The organism is Sulfurivermis fontis, assembly GCF_004001245.1.
In the GTDB taxonomy this organism is placed as follows: domain Bacteria; phylum Pseudomonadota; class Gammaproteobacteria; order Thiohalomonadales; family Thiohalomonadaceae; genus Sulfurivermis; species Sulfurivermis fontis.
This window is the reverse complement of sequence record NZ_AP018724.1, coordinates 1,411,312-1,429,151: the sequence shown is the minus strand read 5'-3', so window position 1 is coordinate 1,429,151 and position 17,840 is coordinate 1,411,312. Positions and strand designations below refer to the sequence as shown.

The window sequence follows — 17,840 nt, the reverse complement described above, 5'->3', positions numbered from 1 at the left end:
TTCAATCCCGCAGGCTCACGGACTCGGCGATACGCTGCGCCGTGAGCAGCGGCACCTCGCCCATGACGGTAATCGAATAGCCATGGAGGTTGCGGCTGAAGGTGTTGACCGCCCCCAAGCGCAGGCTGCCCACCAGCCCTTCGCCCTGCTCGCTGGCCGGCTCGATGAATACCGAAACCGAGGCCAGCCCGTCGCTGAACAACAGATGCTCCACTTGCGCGTCACCGGCCATGGCATGTTGGCGGTGGTTTTCCAGCACAAACCCCGGGGGCAGCTCGCCGACCGTCCAGCGTTCCGCGCCATCGTGCCATTCCGCCTGCGGCGCTGCGCGCTGCCAGACCACATCGCGGCCACGGGTTTCCGGTTCCAGCAGGGCGGCAGGGAGTTGGTCGTGAAACTCCAGGGCGGTATACATCAACTGCTCCACCACCCGGCCCTCCTCGTTATAGAGCTCGGAACGCAGCAGCAGGCCCTTGTCCTGATGCAGCCAGAGGGCGTGGCCGTAACGGTAACGGTCCAGCGGAGTGATAAGAATCTTGCGGGTATCATGGCCGGCGATACGTTCGCTGCCGGCATCAGTGAAATTGTAATAGCGCTCCAGCGTCTCCAGCCGTGATGGCAGGTCGATGGGTAGGCGACGGGCGGGGCCGGTGCTCTCCTCCACCACCGTATTGTCGTCGGGCAGTATGCAGGTGACGCGATCGTTGTCACGAATCACTTCGCGGGAGGGGCCGCTCAGGCTCAACAGGCGCTCGCGCTCGCTGCCGTCGCGGCTGCTGTGCACGATGCGCATGGTCTGCATGTGACCATCGTGGGAATAGACGAAGATACCGTCATAATCGAGCCGGTGTGCCGCCTGCGACATGCGCTCCAGCCACAGACGGGGACTCGGTGCGTCATCCGCAGCGAATACCTGCGGCACCAGGGATACCAGCAACAGGGCGCTGCCCAACAGGGGATGAAGCATGGTGTGCGTCACTTGGCCGTCTCGTGGCTGACAATCCGCACGTAGGGTAACACCCCCTGCATGCCGGAAGACGCCGAGTACTCGTTATGATTTACCAGATAAGCATTGAGGCGACCGCGGTTGGCGCTCTGCGGCACCACCACGGTGGCCGGGGCACCGGTGCTGGCCAGTTGTACCAGCTCGTGTGCCGACCGGGGGGATTGTGCCAGTTGCATGGCGGTCGGTGCGACGCCGGTGGGCTCCACGGCATTTTGGCGTACGGCCAGGATCGCCACGGCGGCGACCGAGGCGGCGATGGCAACACCGGCAACCTGCTTGGCCAGCGAGGACAGACGCGGCTTGCGGCGCGGTGCCAACAGGGTAGGTTCCTGCTCCAGGGCGGCGCGTACCCGCTGGTGCAGATGGGCCGCCCGGGCCGAGGCGAGGTTGGCATGCAGGGTATCACTAATCAGGTGATAGCGGCTCCAGCGGCCCTGCAGGTCGGCATCCCGTCGCAGCCGCTCCAGTGCCTGACGCAGGGCAGGACCGTGCAGTTCATCATCTACCAGGGCCGAAATCTGTTCATTCGTTTGGTTTTCCATCGTGCTACCGCCTCGGTTCTCGCCGTATCCAGGTTGTTGCCGTATACCCCTTAGTCAATCAAGCAGGGGTTTGAGTTTCGTATCAATCGCCTCGCGCGCGCGAAAAATGCGCGATCGCACCGTGCCGATGGGACAATTCATCGCCTCGGCGATCTCTTCATAGCTGAGTCCCTCCAGTTCGCGCAGGGTAATGGCCGTGCGCAGGTCTTCGGGAAGGTCTTCGATGGCACGGAAAATAGTGCGCTCGATTTCGTCTTTGAGTGCCAGGTGTTCCGGGGTATCGCTCTCGCGCAGGGAACCGGACGACTCCATGTCCAACTGCACGGCGTCGGCAGCGTCGATGTCGGTATCGGGCGGGCGCCGCCCCAGGGCAACGAGGTGATTCTTCGCCGTATTGATGGCGATGCGGTAGAGCCAGGTGTAGAAGGCGCTCTCGCCACGGAAATTGGCCAGGGCGCGATAGGCCTTGATGAAGGTTTCCTGGGCAACGTCGAGCGATTCATCGGGATCCCGGACATAGCGCGAAATCAGCTTGACGATCTTGTGCTGATATTTCTGGACCAGGAGATCGAACGCGCGCTTGTCACCCTGCTGGACACGCTCGACGAGCTCTTGATCGACATGCTGCACGCCCATGGGGGCCTACCCTTTCATCTTGTACTTGAGGCGACCACCCGCTGGACACCGGCTATAGACTGCCTAATGTTGCCAAGAGTTCGCCAAAACATGACGTTTTTCGTATAGTTGCGCATCATAAACAAGCCGGCCTCAGTAGGCCAGCGCTCCTTACGAGGCCACTTTGCGCGATTCCATGCACGGCGAACAACAGCACTATGACGTCCTGGTCATCGGCAGCGGCGCTGCCGGCCTGACCGTGGCCCTCAACCTGCCCGCATCGCTCCGGGTTGCCGTACTGGCCAAGGCCATCAGTGCCGAAGGCTCCACGTTTTATGCTCAGGGTGGCGTGGCAGCGGTACTGGATGCCCACGACTCGGTCGAGTCCCACATCGCCGACACCCTGAACGCCGGCGCCGGACTGTGCCACGCCGATGCCGTGCGCTTCACCGTCGAACACAGCAGGGAGGCCATCCAGTGGCTCATCGAGCAGGGCGTCGCCTTCACCGGCGAGCCGGGTGACGAACAGCACCACGACTATCACCTCACCCGCGAAGGCGGCCACAGCCACCGCCGGGTGATCCACGCCGCCGATGCCACCGGCCGCGCCATCGAGACCACCCTGCTCGACCGGGCCCGTGCCCGCGGCAACATCACCCTGCACGACAACCACATCGCCATCGACCTGATCACCAGCACCAAACTGGGGCGCGGCGACAACCGGGTGCTCGGCGCCTATGTACTGGATCGCAAGCGCGGCAAGGTTGAGGTGCTACGCGCCCGCAGCGTAGTCCTGGCCACCGGCGGCGCCAGCAAGGTCTACCTGTACACCTCCAATCCGGACATCTCCACCGGCGACGGCATCGCCATGGCCTGGCGCGCCGGTTGCCGGGTGGCCAACATGGAGTTCAACCAATTCCATCCCACCTGTCTCTACCACCCCAAGGCCAAGTCCTTCCTCATCACCGAAGCGATCCGTGGTGAAGGCGGCCGGCTGCTTCTGCCCGACGGCAGCCGGTTCATGGAGCGTTTCGACCCCCGCGGCGAACTGGCGCCGCGTGACATCGTGGCCCGCGCCATCGACCACGAGATCAAGCGGCTGGGCGTGGAATGCGTGTACCTGGATATCAGCCACCGTCCGGCGGAGTTCATTCAAAACCACTTCCCCACCGTCTACGCCCGTTGCCTGGAGTTCGGCATCGACATCACCCGCGAACCGATCCCGGTGGTGCCCGCCGCCCACTACACCTGCGGCGGGGTGATGGTCGACCTCAACGGCCGTACCGACATCACCGGTCTGTATGCCGCCGGTGAGGTGACCTTCACCGGTCTGCACGGCGCCAACCGCCTGGCGAGCAATTCGCTGCTGGAGTGCCTGGTGTTCGGGCGCGCCGCGGCGCTGGACATCACGGCGCGCCTGCCGGACCTGCCGCCGGTGGACGCCCTGCCCGCCTGGGACGAAAGCCGCGTCACCGACTCCGACGAGGAGGTGGTGGTGTCACACAACTGGGAAGAGCTGCGCCGCTTCATGTGGGACTACGTCGGCATCGTGCGCACCGACAAGCGCCTGCAACGGGCCAAGCGTCGTGTCGACCTGCTTTGCAGCGAGATTCACGAATACTACGGCAACTTCCGCGTCACCAACGATCTGCTCGAACTGCGCAATCTGGTGCAGGTGGCCGATCTCATCATCCGCTCCGCCATGGCACGCAAGGAGAGCCGCGGCCTGCACTATACGCTGGATTATCCCCACATCGCCGCGGGTGAGCCGCAGGATACCATTCTGGTTCCGGACAACTCGCCGCTGCATTAGGCGGACAGGCACGAGGGTCAAGGTGCGAGATATGAGAGCGGTGTGCGCGGCGCGCACGATTGTTTTATGGAGGGTTACATGAGCGTAGCGAGTTCGTTCCGCGTATCTTGTACCTCGCCGCTCGTCCCGGTGTTCTTCACACCCGTTCCAGCCGCAGCGCCACGCGCAGGGCGCGGAACTGTCCCGGCGGCAGGCTGTCGCCGAGCAGGACGGCCGCATGACGACGGCCGCCTTCCTCGCGCAGGTGCAGCACCACCAGCCAGGGTGTGAGCAGAGTTTCCGGCAAAATACGCACCGGAACCACCGTGTCGTCGCCGCGGTGCCACAACCAGCCGCCGTCGCTTTCACGCGCCAGCCGCACCGGTTGCAGGGTGCGGCGGCGGTAATACTGGTGGCTGAACCACAACGGCGGCAGCAGAAGTGCCGGCCAGAGGAAGTGCAGCGCCAGCCCAATCAGCAGGCCGGCACTGGCAAGATGACTCCACAGCAATAGGCGCAGCAGACGGTGCGAGGGCTGTGACTCAAGGTACAGCGGTGTGACGGATGCATGCGATGACATGGGCGAGGTCTCCATCCTTGGCCTGCTTCGATCCCAGCAGGTAGTCAAGCAACTCCTGATCCGGCAACTCCAGCAGGCGCTGGAAATCCCGCTGTTGCCGCGCGTCCAGCGCGCCATAACCGCGCCGCAAAAATCCCTCCAGCAGCAGATCCAGCTCCAGCATCCCGCGCCGGCAACGCCAGGCCAGTTTCCGCAAGCTTATGCTGTTGTCTTTCACTTGTATCTTGTGACTTGCCACTTGTAACTGCTTGTCAAACCTGATGCGTCAGCATCAGCTGCTTGATGCGGCCGATGGCCTGTGTCGGATTGAGTCCCTTGGGACAGACATCGACGCAGCTCATGATGGTGTGACAGCGGAACAGGCGATAGGGACCGTCCAGTTCCGCCAGGCGCTGCGCCTTGGCCTGATCGCGGCTATCGGCGAGAAAGCGCCAGGCCTGCAACAGGGCCGCCGGTCCACGAAACTGTTCCGGATTCCACCAGAACGACGGGCAGGACGTAGTACAGCAGGCACAGAGGATACATTCGTACAGCCCGTCCAGTTCAGCGCGCTGCTCAGGCGTTTGCAGGCGCTCCACCTCCGGCTCCGGGTCGTGGGCGATGAGATAGGGTTTGACGGCACGGTAGTGGTGATAGAACTGGCTCAAATCCACTACCAGGTCACGCACCACCGGCAGCTTGGGCAAGGGACGCACCGTCACCGGTTCACGCAGCTCCGCCAGCGGCGTGACACAGGCCAGCACGTTGCGGCCATTGACATTGAGACCATCGGAACCGCACACCCCCTCGCCGCAGGAATGGCGGAAGGTCAGGCTCTCATCCTGCGCCGCCTTCAGTTCCAGCAGGGCGTCACGCAGCATCATCCCCGGCCGCACCTCATGCAGTTCGAAGGTCTGCATGTACGGGGCGCTGTCGGTCTCCGGGTTGTAGCGGTGTATGCTGAATTTCATGGCGGCGCGCGGCTCAATAGGTTCTTTCCTGCGGCGGAAAGCTGTCCACCGTCAGCGGTTTCATGCGCACCGGCTTGTAATCCAGCATACGGCCGTCGCGGAAGAACAGGGAGTGGCGCAACCAGCGCTCATCATCGCGCTGTGGATAGTCGACACGGCTGTGGGCACCGCGGCTCTCGGTACGCCCCAGGGCCGAGGTGACGGTGGCCACTGCCAGTTCCATCAGATTTTCCAGCTCCAGCGCCTCGATGCGCGCAGTGTTGAACACCCGGCTGTGGTCGCGCAGCACGGCATCCTGCAAACGCTGCTGCAACGCCAACACCTTGTCGAGACCTTGCGACAGTACCTCCGCGCTGCGGAACACGCCGCAATGGTCCTCCATCACCTGCTGCAGTTCACGGCGCAGGCCATCAACACTTTCGCCCTCACCGCGCCGTTCCCAGCGCGCCAGGCGCGCCAGCGCCTGCTCCACGCTGGCCGGATTGGGCGGACGGTGGAAACGGTTCTCGCGCAGGAATTCGATGATGTCATTGCCGGCGGCACGGCCGAACACCACGATGTCGAGCAGCGAATTGCCGCCCAGGCGGTTGGCGCCGTGTACCGACACGCAGGCGCACTCGCCCACCGCATACAGCCCGGGTACCACCTCCTCACCCTGCCCGGCCGGTACCACCACGCGGCCGTGGCGATCGGTGGGGATGCCGCCCATGGTGTAGTGGGCGGTGGGATAGACGGGGATCGGCGTGCTTGCCGGGTCGATGTGTAGAAAGGTCTGCGCCAGCTCACGGATCGCCGGCAGACGCGCGGCGATGACCTCTGCGCCCAGGTGATCCATCCTGAGCAGCACATGATCGCCCTGCGGGCCGCAGCCGCGTCCTTCTTTTACTTCCATGTAGATGGCGCGGCTCACCACGTCGCGGCTGGCGAGGTCCCTGGCGTGCGGCGCATAGCGTTCCATGAAGCGCTCGCCGTGCCTGTTCACCAGATAGCCGCCCTCGCCGCGCACGGCCTCGCTGATCAGCATACCCTTGCCGGCGATGCCGGTGGGATGGAACTGGAAGAACTCCATGTCCTGTAACGGAATGCCGGCGCGCAGCGCCATCGCCATGCCGTCACCGGTATTGATGCGTGCGTTGGTATTGGTGCGGAACAACTGACCGGCGCCGCCGGTGGCGATGAGCGTGGTCTTGGCCTCGATGAGCAGCGGTTCACCGGTTTCGATCTCCAGCGCGAGGGCGCCGAGGATATAGCCCTGCTCATCGCGGATCAGGTCGACGGCAAAATACTCGTCGAAGAAGTGGGTGCGGGCACGGATGTTCTGCTGATACAGCGTGTGCAGGATGGCGTGACCGGTGCGGTCCGCCGCCGCGCAGGCCCGCGCCGCCTGCGCGCCGCCGAAATTCTGGCTCTGGCCGCCGAAACGGCGCTGGTAAATGCGGCCGTTGGGCAGACGCGAGAACGGTACGCCGGCATGTTCCAGCTCCACGACAATATTGGCCGCGGCGCGGCACATGTATTCGATGGCATCCTGATCGCCCAGGTAGTCGCTGCCCTTGATGGTGTCGTACATATGCCAGTGCCAGTTGTCCGGCAGCACGTTGGCCAGTGCCGCGTTGATGCCGCCCTGCGCCGCCACCGTATGGGAGCGGATGGGAAACACCTTGGACACCACCGCCACGCTGGCCTCGGCCTGGGCCAGTTGCAGGGCCGCGCGCAAACCACCGCCGCCGGCTCCGATCACCAGGGTATCGAACTTGCGTGTAGCCAGCGCGGGCATCACATCACCCCCACCAGGACGCGCACCAGCCAGATCGTCAACACCAGCAACCAGGCCCACAACAGCGCCAGCAGAACCAGACGCAACAGCGGCCGCCGCACATAGTCGAGCAGGACATCACGCACACCGACCCAGGCATGCACCAGCAGCGCAATGAACAGCAGGGCCGCTCCGGTACTCATCATCGGGCCGCGCCACAGCGTCTGCCACGCCGCGTGATCGGCGACCGGATAAAGCAGGAAATACACCGTTGCCCACAGGGTATAACCGGCCAGGTACAGAGCGCTGAGCCGCTGCAGCATCCAGGCGCGCAGACCGGTCACCTGATGGCTCATGGCCACAGCACTCCCGCAATAACGGCCAGCATCCCGGCGGCAAAGACCCAGAGGGCGGAGTGGCGCGCCGCGCCCCGTTCCACACCGAACCCGGCATCGATCAGCAACACACGCAGGCCGGCCAGCAGATGGTGGGCCAGTGCCCACAGCAGCAGGACGCCGAGCAGGCGCGCCGGCCAGGTCTGCAACAGCTGCTGGACTTGGACATAACCTGCGGCATCCCTCAAGGAGCGCTCCAGCAGCCAGATGGCCGGGGCCAGGGCGAGAAACAGCAGCAGTCCGGTGAGGCGATGGACTATGGACACCAGCGCCGTCAGCGGCAGATGCAGTTGCAGCAGATGAAAAAAAACCGGGCGTTGGTGGGGAGTCGTCATGGCTTGAGAAGTATATCAGAGCCCCAATAACGCAGATGTTTGTTGTTTCACTCCGGTATTACCAAGGCCGGGCTATTTGGCTATGATGAACTCTATATCTGATACATGAGGAGACGGTGATGTTGAGTGATTGGCAGGCTTTTCTCCAACAGGCAGGCGCCAGCCTCACGGCCGGTCAAGTGGAGCATTTTGGTGCCCCCGTCGCGGAACGCGCCGCCGCCCTGCAGGGCGATATCGTCGTCGATCTCTCCCACTTTGGCCTGTTACGGGTGGAAGGCCCCGACGCCCTCACCTTCATGCAGGGCCAGTTCACCAACGATGTACGCCAAGTAAACGCCAATCACAGCCAACTCAGCGGGCACCTCAGTCCCAAGGGGCGACTGCTCAACGTCTTCCGCCTGTTCCAGCGTGATGGCGCCTATTACCTGCGCATGCCGGCGGTGCTGGTGCAGCCGGCGCTGGAGCGCCTGCGCAAGTATGTACTGATGTCCAAGGTCACGCTGAGTGATGCCGGTGACAGCCTGCTGCGCATCGGTGTATCCGGCCCCCATGCCTATGCCCGCCTGGTCCAGGAACTGGACCACATGCCGCAGACCGCAGACGAGGTGGCCCATGGCAAGGGACTCACCGTGGTACGCGTCGCGGGTCCCCATCCCCGTGCCGAGGTATACGGTGAGGCGGCGAGCATCCGGGCGTTGTGGCAGAACCTGGCGACTGTGGCGAAACCGGCCGGAGCCTCCGCCTGGGCCCTGCTCGATATCCATGCCGGTCTGCCCAATATCTTCCCGGCCAATGTCGAGGCCTTCGTACCGCAGATGGTCAACCTGCAACTGGTCAACGGCGTCAGCTTTCGCAAGGGCTGCTATACCGGCCAGGAGGTGGTGGCGCGCATGCAGTATCTCGGCACCCTCAAGCGGCGCATGTACCTGGCACACACCGATGGGGAAACTGTCCCGGCCCCCGGCACCGAACTGTATTGCAGCAATTCCGAAAGCGGTCAGGGTGCCGGCCGGGTGGTCGATGCCCAACCTGCCCCGGGGGGCGGTGTCGACCTGCTGGCCGTGGTGCAGATATCGTTGCTGAACGACGAGGTACGCATCGGCGATGCCGCCGGCGCCCGTATCACATTCAAATCCCCGCCCTACGCCTTCCCGGCCGAGGCGCAGGACACTGGAAGCTAACCGTAACATGAAGGAACGACAGTGACTGACATCAGCCGCCTGTTTTACGACGAACTGCTCGCCGACCTGGAACACAACCGCCTGGTCCTGCCTACCCTGCCCGAAGTGGCCCTCAAGGTGCGTGAGGTGGTGGACGACCCGGACTCTTCCATTGCCGATCTGGTCAGGATTATTGTCAGCGACCCGGCGCTGAGTGCCCGCCTGATCCAGGTGGCCAACAGTCCGCTGATGCGCGCCGGTCGCAAGATCGAAAGCGTCGATGCCGCCGTCAGCCGCCTGGGAATGCGCATCGTGCGTGACCTTGCCACCAGCATGGTGATGCAGCAGATGTTTCAGGCCACCTCCGATGTGACCGACCAGCGCCTGCGCCAGTTGTGGGAGCACAGCACCGAGGTGGCGGCCATCTGCCACGCCCTGGCCGGTCAGTTCACCAAGCTGAACCCGGAGCAGGCCCTTCTCGCCGGTCTGGTACATGACATCGGTGCCATGCCCATCCTGACCAAGGCCGAAGATTTCCCCGAACTGTTGCAGGACGAAAAGGCCCTGGACTGGGTCATCCGCGAACTGCATCCGCGCGTGGGCGGCGCCATCCTGCGTTCCTGGAACTTCCCGCCGGAACTGGTGGATGTGGCGGAGCAGCATGAAAACCTCACCTACAACTCGGCGACGGTGGATTTCGTCGACGTAGTGATAGTCGCCAACCTGCAGAGTTATCTGGGCAGCAACCATCCCCTGGCGGAACAGGATCTGGGCACGATCCCCGCTTTTGCCAAGCTGGGGCTCAGTCCGGATGTGAACGTCATCGAGATGGAAGGCACCGGTGATACGATCCGTGAAACTCAGCAGTTGCTGAACATCTAAGGAAGGTCTGAATAAGTCCATCCTGGACTTCTCAGGTCGCTCTCGCCCCTCCATGGGCTGCGCGACATAAGTCCATCCGTGCACAAAACCACGCCAAGCGAAAAGTGTGATTTTCGCTTGGCTTCATTTTTCAACGACTTATCGTCGTTGAAAAATGGCGGCACATCCCTGTGCCGCGGAAGGACTGAACTTATTCAGAGCTTCCCTCACCCGGCCAAAGCAACAAGCCGGTTCCTTTGCGGGAACCGGCTTTGCCATTTCTGCCGCGACCGCAGTCTGTTACATCGGCCGCATGTGTGGGAACAGCAGCACGTCGCGTATTGACGGCGCATCGGTGAACAGCATCACCAGACGGTCGATACCGATACCCTCGCCCGCCGTCGGCGGCAGGCCGTGCTCCAGAGCGACGATGTAGTCGGCGTCGAAGTGCATGGCCTCGTCATCACCGGCATCCTTCTCCAGCACCTGCTTGCGGAAGCGCTCCGCCTGATCTTCCGGGTCGTTCAGTTCGGAAAAACCGTTGGCGATCTCGCGGCCGCCGATGAAAAATTCGAAGCGATCGGTCACCGTCGGGTCATCGTCGTTGAGACGCGCCAGCGGCGATATTTCGGTGGGATAGGCGGTAATGAAGGTAGGCTGTATCAGCTTGTGTTCCACCGTCTCCTCGAAGATCAGCGCCTGCACCTTGCCGAGACCAAAGCTGGGCTTCACCTCCTGCCCCAGCTTGCGGGCGATCGCGCTCGCCTCCTCCAGATTATCCAGTTGAGCCGCGGTGATGTGCGCATTGTGGGCGAGAATCGATTCCTTCATGGTCATGCGCTTGAAGGGGGAAGCAAAGTCGAACTCCTGGCCCTGGTATTTGATGGTAGTGGTGCCGAGGATATCCTGCGCCAGCGAACGCAACAGTTCCTCGGTGAGGTCCATCAGGTCACGGTAGTCGGCGTAGGCCTGGTAGAACTCGATCATGGTGAACTCGGGGTTGTGGCGCGTGGACAATCCCTCGTTACGGAAATTGCGGTTGATCTCGAACACACGCTCGAACCCACCCACCACCAACCTTTTCAGATACAGCTCCGGCGCGATGCGCAGGTACAGGTCCATGTCGAGGGCATTGTGATGGGTGACGAAAGGACGCGCGCTGGCACCGCCCGGGATCACGTGCATCATCGGCGTTTCGACTTCCAGGAAACCATGCCGCACCATGAACTCACGGATCAGGTGAATGATTTGCGAGCGCACACGGAAGGTGTTGCGTGAGACGTCGTTGGCGATCAGGTCGAGATAGCGCTGGCGGTAACGCGTTTCCTGATCGGTCAGTCCCTGCCACTTCTCCGGCAAGGGACGCAGCGCCTTGGTCAGCAGGCGGATACTGTCGACGCGCACCGACAGCTCGCCAGCCTTGGTACGGAACAGCACGCCCTCAGCACCGACGATGTCGCCGATGTCCCAGCGTTTGAAATCGTCATAGGCGTCGGTGCCAATGGAATCGCGCTGCACGAACAGCTGAATCTGCCCGGCCATGTCCTTGATATGGCTGAACGACACCTTGCCCATGACACGCTTGAGCATCATGCGGCCGGCGACACTGACACGGACATTTGCCGCTTCCAGGGCGGCATCATCCAGCGCACCATACCGGGCGTGCAGCTCGCCGGTCATGACGTTGCGGCGGAAATCGTTGGGGAAGGCGTTACCGCGCGCACGCAGCGCCTGCAACTTGGCACGCCGCTCGGCGATCAGTTTGTTCTCGTCCAGTTTCTTCTGTTCTTCGCTCATTGAGTGTTCCGCAAATTCCAAGTATCTGATCGCCGCCTTATAGTCCGGACTTCAGGCTGGCTTCGATGAAATCGTCCAGATCGCCGTCCAGCACCGCCTGGGTATTGCCGGTTTCCACGCCGGTGCGCAGATCCTTGATGCGCGACTGGTCCAATACATAGGAACGTATCTGGCTACCCCAACCGATATCGGACTTGTTGTCTTCCAGGGCCTGCTTTTCGGCGTTGCGCTTCTGCAACTCCATTTCATACAGCTTGGCGCGCAACTGGTTCATCGCTGTTTCACGATTCTGGTGCTGCGAGCGTTGGGTCTGGCAGGCGCAGACGATGCCGGTGGGGATGTGGGTGATGCGCACCGCCGACTCGGTACGGTTGACATGCTGGCCGCCGGCGCCGGAGGCGCGATAGACATCGACGCGCAGGTCCGCTGGATTGATCTCGATAGCGATGTTTTCATCCACCTCGGGGGAAACGAACACCGAGGCAAAGGAGGTATGGCGGCGATTGCCCGAATCGAATGGTGATTTGCGTACCAGGCGGTGCACACCGGTTTCGGTGCGCAACCAACCGTAGGCATAGGGACCTTCGAAGCGTATCGTCGCACTCTTGATACCCGCCACCTCGCCCTCGGACACTTCGATCAATTCGGTCTTGAAACCGCGGCGCTCGCCCCAGCGCAGGTACATGCGCAGCAACATGCTGGCCCAGTCCTGCGCCTCGGTGCCACCGGAGCCGGCCTGGATGTCGAGGAAGGCGTTGTTGGCGTCCATCTCGCCGGAGAACATGCGGCGGAACTCCAGTTCGCCGAGGCGCTTGTCGGCCTTGTCGAGGTCAGCCGCCACTTCCGCCAGCATGGCCTCGTCACCCTCCTCACCGGCCATCGCCAACAGTTCGCCGCAGTCGGCCAGGGTCTTGTCCAGGTTCTCGATGGTATTGACCACCTCTTCGAGCTGGGCGCGCTCGCGGCCCAGGGCCTGGGCGCGCTCGGGCTCGTTCCAGACGTCGGGGTCTTCCAATTCGCGGATGACTTCAGTCAGACGTTCGCTTTTGGCAGCGAAGTCAAAGATACCCCCTCAGGGCGTCGAGGCGCCCCTGCATCTCTTTGATGCTGCGGGAAAGAGTATTGAATTCCAGCATGGTTCCAGGATGGCAAAACGAAAACGGCGATAATACTACAGCCGGGGTGGCAGGGTGAACCGCTGTGGAAAAAACAGCGCGCGGCAGAACAATAGCCGGCCCGCCGGCGCGGATCACAGGCCCTTGAGGACGGTGCCGCAGCGCGCCATCAGCGCCTCGGCTTTCTTCTCGTCGATGAGCAGGCGGACCACCTTCTTGCAGCTGTTGACCGCCTCCTGCAAGCCCTCGCGGCTGTCCGGCGCCGCCTCCAGCTTGCTGACAATCTTGCCGGCGTCCGCGCCCAACACCTCCTTGGCAATGGCGATGAGCGCCGCCTTGAGAGTTGGAATGTCCTGCTCTGCGGCGACGGTGCAGGTTTCATCATCGGCGCCCAGGCTGACGCCGCCGATGGAAATAAAGCCTTGCTCCGCCAGGGTGCGCAGGCTGCCGGCCACGTCAGGCAGGGCGGCTCCCTTTTCGTCCACCAACTGCTGCACCGAGGTCTTGCCGTCGATGAGGATGAGGACATAGCGCAGATTACGCTCCAGGCCGTACTTGCGGCTCTGGATCTCCTCTTCGCCCTTGGCGGTCTTGGCGACGATCGCGCTGCGGTCCATGTTATTCGGTCAACTCCTGAATAATCTGGTAAATCAGCTTTACCGTGATCAACACATAGATGGCGCCGAAGAAGAAGATCAGAGACGCGATCAGGCGCATCAGCTCAGCCGGCAGCGCACCGAAGAACGGTGTGGCCAGATAGCCGACGCTGAACAGCACCACCAGCATGACGAGGAAGTTCCACCGCTTGCCGATGACGCCGCCGGGAATCCTGGCCTTGAGGGTGTACACCTGAATGAGGCAGAAGATCATCACCAGTATCGCCGCGAAACTGATGAACAGGGAAATATCGAAATTATTGAATATGCCCGGCATGGCCAGCCCTCCCGCTGTGGTTTTTTTGTGGTGTAAGTCGCGGCCTGTGTCGACCGTTGTATTTATTGTATTTAGTTCGAACATACCTCCGACCACGCAGCTTGGTCAATAGTGCCCTTTCCTCCCTCAGCGGCCCGCGCCGGGCACCACCTCCATGTATTCCACGATGAGCTGTACGGTCTTGTGCTCGCGGAACTCGTTGACGTCCAGGCGGTAGGCCAGCCGCACCTGGCCGGTAGCCCCCTGCCACTGCGCCAGATCGGCATGAAAGGCGATGGCGTCCACGGTGGCACTCTGTCCGGCCCAGCGCAGCAGCAGTTTGACGTGCCGCTCCCCCACCACCCGCTGGGAGACGATATCGAATACGCCATCGAACAGCGGTTCCGGGAAGCCCTGCCCCCAGGGACTGAGGAAACGCAGGGTTTCCGCCACTTCCAGCGTCGCCTCTTCGGGCGCCAGTTCGCCGTCGCTGAGCAGTACATGGGCCGGCGGCTGCGGGCCGAGTTGACGCCGCACCTCGTCGTCGAAGGCGTGGCGGAAGGTGTCCAGCGCCGTGCGCCGCAGCGTCAGTCCCGCGGCCATGGCATGGCCGCCGAACTTCACCAGCAGGCCGGGGTGACGTGCGGCGATCGCATCCAGGGCATCGCGGATGTGTAGGTTCGGCACCGAGCGCGCCGAGCCCTTGATTTCATCGTCGCCGCTGTCGGTAAACACGATCACCGGCCGGTGCAGGCGATCCTTGATGCGCGAGGCGAGGATCCCCACCACCCCCTGATGCCAGGCCGGGTCGTACAGACACAGACCCACGGGCAGTTCGGAACTCTCTTCCAGGTGCATGCGGCGCAGCTCGGCCAGCGCCTGCTCCTTCATCTCTTCCTCCACACCGCGCCGCTCCTGGTTGAGCTGGTCCAGGGTCTGTGCCAGCGGCCGTGCCTGGCGCAAATCGTCACTCAGCAGACAGCGGATCCCCAGACTCATGTCATCCATGCGCCCGGCTGCGTTGAGGCGCGGTCCGATGGCGAAGCCCAGATCGGCGGCGACCAGTCGCGCCGGCTGGCGTCCCGCCACCTCGAACAAGGCCAGCACCCCCGGTGACAACTGGCCGCGGCGCATGCGCGCCAGCCCCTGCGCCACCAAGATGCGGTTGACCTGATCCAGCGGCACCACGTCGGCCACCGTGCCCAGGGCCACCAGATCGAGCAACTGCGCCAGGTTGGGTTCGGCAATGCCGCGGCGGGCGAACCAGCCGTCACGGCGCAGACGGCTGCGCAAGGCCAGCATGACGTAGAAAATGACGCCGACACCGGCCATGGCCTTGGAGGGAAAGGCATCGCCCGGCTGGTTGGGATTGACGATGGCATCGGCCGCCGGCAGCTCCGCCCCCGGCAAGTGGTGATCGGTGATCAGCACCTTGATTCCCAGCGCCTGCGCGGCGGCCACACCGTCGAGGCTGGAGATGCCGTTATCCACGGTGACGATCAGATCGGGCCGGCGAGCGGTGGCCACGGCCACGATCTCCGGCGTCAGGCCGTAACCGTATTCGAAGCGGTTGGGGACCAGGAAATCCACCTGTTCGGCACCCAGCAGGCGCAGTACGCGCAGGGCCAGGGCGGTGCTGGTGGCGCCATCGGCATCGAAGTCCCCCACCACCAGGATGCGCTGCTGTAACTCCAGTGCCTGCACCAGCAGATCCGTTGCGGTATCGATGCCGTGCAACAACTCGAACGGTGGCAGGCGATCGAGCGTGTGCTGAAGTTCGTCGCTGTGCCGGATACCGCGGCTGGCGCAGACCCGTGCCGCCAGCGGCGGCAGAGTCTGTGCCAAGGTATTGACGTGTTCGGGTAGCGGACGACGAACGATGGGGCGATGTTGAGCTGTCATCAGTGCAATCGACGGTTATGCGAGGGCAGCCACCGGGTGACGCCGACGCCACCAGCGGCGCACGCTGCGACGATCAAGCCGATAGTGACAGGCCGTGGCGGCAAAATGAATGTCGAGCCCAGCCAGTTCACCACGGCGCAGCGCCATCAACAGAGGCGCGAACCAGTGCTGTTCCAGAGACGGCAACTCCTCCCGCATGAGTACCAGCCCATCGCCGCGACCTTGCAGCCAGCCTGCCGCATCGCCTGCGGCCGCATGCGGGATGCCCGCCTGTGCCGCGATACCGCGCAGCAGGCAGTCATCACCCTGTACCTGCGCCCAGGGCACGTCCAGTGCAGGCAGTTCGGCACCGCCCCATAACCAGAGGCTGTTGACGGTCGGCTGTCCGTGATCGCGCCGCCGCGCATTGACGGCGCTGGCGTGAAACAACATCTGGATTTCATTCAACGCGGCCTGTAGACGCAGACCATCCTGCCCCTGTGGCCGCAGCGGCCAGATATCGCGTCCCTCGGCGCTGTCCGGCGGTGTCGTGCGCAGTTGCAGGGATTGCGGCAGGCGCAAATACCAACGCGTGGGGTGTGGCGCAAAGAGCTGCCAGCCGTCAGCGTGGAACAACGCGTTGAACTCCGCGGCGAGCGCCGCGGCTTCCGCCGCCGTTATCGCCAGGGATTCGGCGCGGGCGGTGAGATAGACCGTGGCCTGATCGGCGCTCAAATGGACCGGCTCGGCGCACAGCCAATAACCTGTGCCGACATCGAGGCCATCGCCCAGCGCGCACAGCGGACCGAACGGAGATTCCGCTTCCGCGGGTGACGGGTTCGTCAGGTGCAGCAGGCGCTGCTGCATGGAGGCGGATTGAATGCGGTGGCGCTCAGCGCGTGCCAACAAAGTCTCCAACGCCGGCAGGCGTTGCTGCACGGAAGTCAGGAGATGGGGAAGCAACAGCGTTAGGGTACGACTCATGACGCGGAGGAAAGCTGCAAGCTACCCGTGACTTCAGTTGGTTCTTGCAACTTTCCTCTTGTATCTGCCGTTAAGCCATATTGTCGAGGATCGCCTTCTTCACGGCATCGAGCTTGGCCTCGACGGTGAGCATGGGCGATGTGCTCTGCTTGATGGCGGTATCCGGATCCTTCAGGCCGTGGCCGGTCAGGGTGCACACCACCTTGCTGCCCTCGGGGATCTTGCCGATCTTGATATCGCGCAGCGCGCCGGCCAGCGAGGTGGCGGAAGCGGGTTCGCAGAACACGCCCTCCTTCTCCGCCAGCAGCTTCTGGGTGGCGAGGATCTCCTCGTCGCTGCATTCATCGAACCAGCCCTTGGAGTCCTTCTGCACCTGCCAAGCCTTGTCCCAGCTCTGCGGGTGGCCGATACGGATGGCGGTGGCAATGGTTTCCGGATTGTCCACCATGTGACCGCGCATGAACGGTGCGGCGCCGGATGCCTGATACCCCACCATGCGCGGCACGTTGTTGACGATGCCGTGGTCGCGGTATTCGGTATAACCCATCCAGTGCGCGGTGATGTTGCCGGCATTGCCCACCGGAATGCAGTGGAAATCCGGCGCGGTACCCAACTCCTCGATGATCTCGAACGCTGCGGTCTTCTGCCCCTGCAGGCGGAACGGGTTGATGGAGTTGACGATGGTGACCGGCGCCTGGTCGGCCACCTCCTTCACCAGCTGCATGCCGGCATCGAAGTTGCCCTTGATCTGAATCACCACGGCGCCGTGGATCATCGCCTGGGCCAGCTTGCCCAGCGCAATCTTGCCCTCCGGGATCAGCACGAAGCAGGTGATGCCGGCGCGCGCGGCATAGGCGGCGGCGGCCGCAGAGGTGTTGCCGGTGGAGGCGCAGATGATGGCCTTGGAGCCTTCTTCCACCGCCTTGGTCACGGCCATGGTCATGCCACGGTCCTTGAAGGAGCCGGTCGGGTTGAGTCCTTCGTACTTGACGTAGATGTCGACGTTCTTACCGAGCAGCTTGGGAATGTTGTGCAGGCGGATGAGCGGCGTGTTGCCCTCGCCCAGGCTGATGATGCGGGTGTCGTCGTGAACCGGCAGACGGTCGCGGTAGCGGTCGATGAGACCGGTGTAACGGGTGCGGAATGTCATGGTGACCTC

At 63.2% G+C, this 17,840-nt stretch carries 19 protein-coding genes; 3 read left to right on the top strand and 16 right to left on the bottom strand.

Annotation, left to right across the window (positions count from 1 at the left end; all coding sequences use genetic code 11):
* Position 1: 1 nt before the first annotated feature.
* From EP379_RS07340 to rpoE, 3 genes are read right to left on the bottom strand one after another with little or no spacing between them, the layout of a single operon-like run.
* On the bottom strand, positions 2-979 hold the full coding sequence (locus tag EP379_RS07340) for a MucB/RseB C-terminal domain-containing protein (protein ID WP_127477187.1): 978 nt from the start codon (positions 977-979) through the stop codon (positions 2-4).
* Positions 976-1,548 carry a sigma-E factor negative regulatory protein gene (locus EP379_RS07335; RefSeq protein ID WP_127477186.1) on the bottom strand — a complete coding sequence of 191 codons (573 nt, stop codon included), beginning with the start codon at positions 1,546-1,548 and terminating at the stop codon, positions 976-978. The genes EP379_RS07340 and EP379_RS07335 overlap by 4 nt, the downstream gene beginning before the upstream one ends.
* 54 nt (positions 1,549-1,602) lie before the next feature.
* Positions 1,603-2,184: an RNA polymerase sigma factor RpoE gene (gene rpoE, locus EP379_RS07330; RefSeq protein ID WP_127477185.1), complete on the bottom strand. Its 582-nt coding sequence runs from the start codon at positions 2,182-2,184 to the stop codon at positions 1,603-1,605.
* A 175-nt stretch (positions 2,185-2,359) separates the two neighbouring features.
* Between rpoE and nadB the strand changes: the two genes are divergently transcribed.
* Complete coding sequence (gene nadB / locus EP379_RS07325) at positions 2,360-3,976, top strand: L-aspartate oxidase (RefSeq protein ID WP_127478862.1); 1,617 nt, start codon at positions 2,360-2,362, stop codon at positions 3,974-3,976.
* 136 nt (positions 3,977-4,112) lie between these two features.
* On the opposite strand, the gene EP379_RS07320 is transcribed toward nadB, so the two are convergent.
* The 6 genes from EP379_RS07320 to sdhC form a co-directional block, all read right to left on the bottom strand.
* Positions 4,113-4,535, bottom strand: coding sequence for a protein YgfX (locus tag EP379_RS07320; protein ID WP_127477184.1), 423 nt, complete (start codon positions 4,533-4,535; stop codon positions 4,113-4,115).
* On the bottom strand, positions 4,498-4,698 hold the full coding sequence (locus tag EP379_RS07315; protein ID WP_127477183.1) for an FAD assembly factor SdhE: 201 nt from the start codon (positions 4,696-4,698) through the stop codon (positions 4,498-4,500). The genes EP379_RS07320 and EP379_RS07315 overlap by 38 nt, the downstream gene beginning before the upstream one ends.
* An 88-nt stretch (positions 4,699-4,786) precedes the next feature.
* Positions 4,787-5,485, bottom strand: coding sequence for a succinate dehydrogenase iron-sulfur subunit (locus EP379_RS07310; RefSeq protein ID WP_127477182.1), 699 nt, complete (start codon positions 5,483-5,485; stop codon positions 4,787-4,789).
* 13 nt (positions 5,486-5,498) lie between these two features.
* Complete coding sequence (gene sdhA / locus EP379_RS07305; RefSeq protein WP_127477181.1) at positions 5,499-7,262, bottom strand: succinate dehydrogenase flavoprotein subunit; 1,764 nt, start codon at positions 7,260-7,262, stop codon at positions 5,499-5,501.
* Positions 7,262-7,597: a succinate dehydrogenase, hydrophobic membrane anchor protein gene (gene sdhD, locus EP379_RS07300; protein WP_127477180.1), complete on the bottom strand. Its 336-nt coding sequence runs from the start codon at positions 7,595-7,597 to the stop codon at positions 7,262-7,264. Before sdhD ends, sdhA begins: the two co-directional genes overlap by 1 nt.
* Positions 7,594-7,971 carry a succinate dehydrogenase, cytochrome b556 subunit gene (gene sdhC / locus EP379_RS07295; RefSeq protein WP_127477179.1) on the bottom strand — a complete coding sequence of 126 codons (378 nt, stop codon included), beginning with the start codon at positions 7,969-7,971 and terminating at the stop codon, positions 7,594-7,596. The genes sdhD and sdhC overlap by 4 nt, the downstream gene beginning before the upstream one ends.
* A gap of 119 nt (positions 7,972-8,090) precedes the next feature.
* Here sdhC and ygfZ point away from each other — a divergent pair, with 119 nt between their 5' ends.
* Positions 8,091-9,152, top strand: coding sequence for a CAF17-like 4Fe-4S cluster assembly/insertion protein YgfZ (gene ygfZ / locus EP379_RS07290; protein ID WP_127477178.1), 1,062 nt, complete (start codon positions 8,091-8,093; stop codon positions 9,150-9,152).
* Positions 9,153-9,173: 21 nt separating this feature from the next.
* The gene (locus EP379_RS07285) at positions 9,174-10,013 is read left to right on the top strand and encodes an HDOD domain-containing protein (RefSeq protein WP_127477177.1); all 840 of its coding nucleotides are present in this window, start codon (positions 9,174-9,176) and stop codon (positions 10,011-10,013) included.
* A gap of 279 nt (positions 10,014-10,292) precedes the next feature.
* Here the strand turns inward: EP379_RS07285 and lysS are convergent, their stop codons facing one another.
* The 7 genes from lysS to thrC all read right to left on the bottom strand — a co-directional run bounded on the left by lysS (position 10,293) and on the right by thrC (position 17,831).
* Positions 10,293-11,789 carry a lysine--tRNA ligase gene (gene lysS / locus EP379_RS07280; RefSeq protein ID WP_127477176.1) on the bottom strand — a complete coding sequence of 499 codons (1,497 nt, stop codon included), beginning with the start codon at positions 11,787-11,789 and terminating at the stop codon, positions 10,293-10,295.
* A gap of 37 nt (positions 11,790-11,826) precedes the next feature.
* A protein-coding gene (gene prfB / locus EP379_RS07275) for a peptide chain release factor 2 (protein ID WP_127477175.1) occupies positions 11,827-12,925 on the bottom strand; the annotation gives its coding sequence in 2 pieces (ribosomal slippage) (positions 11,827-12,849 and positions 12,851-12,925; 1,098 coding nt in all).
* A gap of 113 nt (positions 12,926-13,038) precedes the next feature.
* Positions 13,039-13,521, bottom strand: a complete 483-nt coding sequence (locus EP379_RS07270; protein WP_127477174.1) for a hypothetical protein — start codon at positions 13,519-13,521, stop codon at positions 13,039-13,041.
* A gap of 1 nt (position 13,522) precedes the next feature.
* Positions 13,523-13,837 (bottom strand): hypothetical protein, encoded by a 315-nt coding sequence (locus EP379_RS07265; protein ID WP_127477173.1) that lies wholly within the window; start codon positions 13,835-13,837, stop codon positions 13,523-13,525.
* 126 nt (positions 13,838-13,963) lie between these two features.
* Complete coding sequence (recJ, locus tag EP379_RS07260) at positions 13,964-15,718, bottom strand: single-stranded-DNA-specific exonuclease RecJ (protein WP_127477172.1); 1,755 nt, start codon at positions 15,716-15,718, stop codon at positions 13,964-13,966.
* Between the two features lie 15 nt (positions 15,719-15,733).
* Positions 15,734-16,603, bottom strand: a complete 870-nt coding sequence (locus EP379_RS07255; protein ID WP_145987905.1) for a hypothetical protein — start codon at positions 16,601-16,603, stop codon at positions 15,734-15,736.
* 148 nt (positions 16,604-16,751) lie between these two features.
* A complete protein-coding gene (gene thrC / locus EP379_RS07250; protein WP_127477170.1) occupies positions 16,752-17,831 on the bottom strand; it encodes a threonine synthase in 1,080 nt (359 codons plus the stop codon).
* Positions 17,832-17,840: the final 9 nt, after the last annotated feature.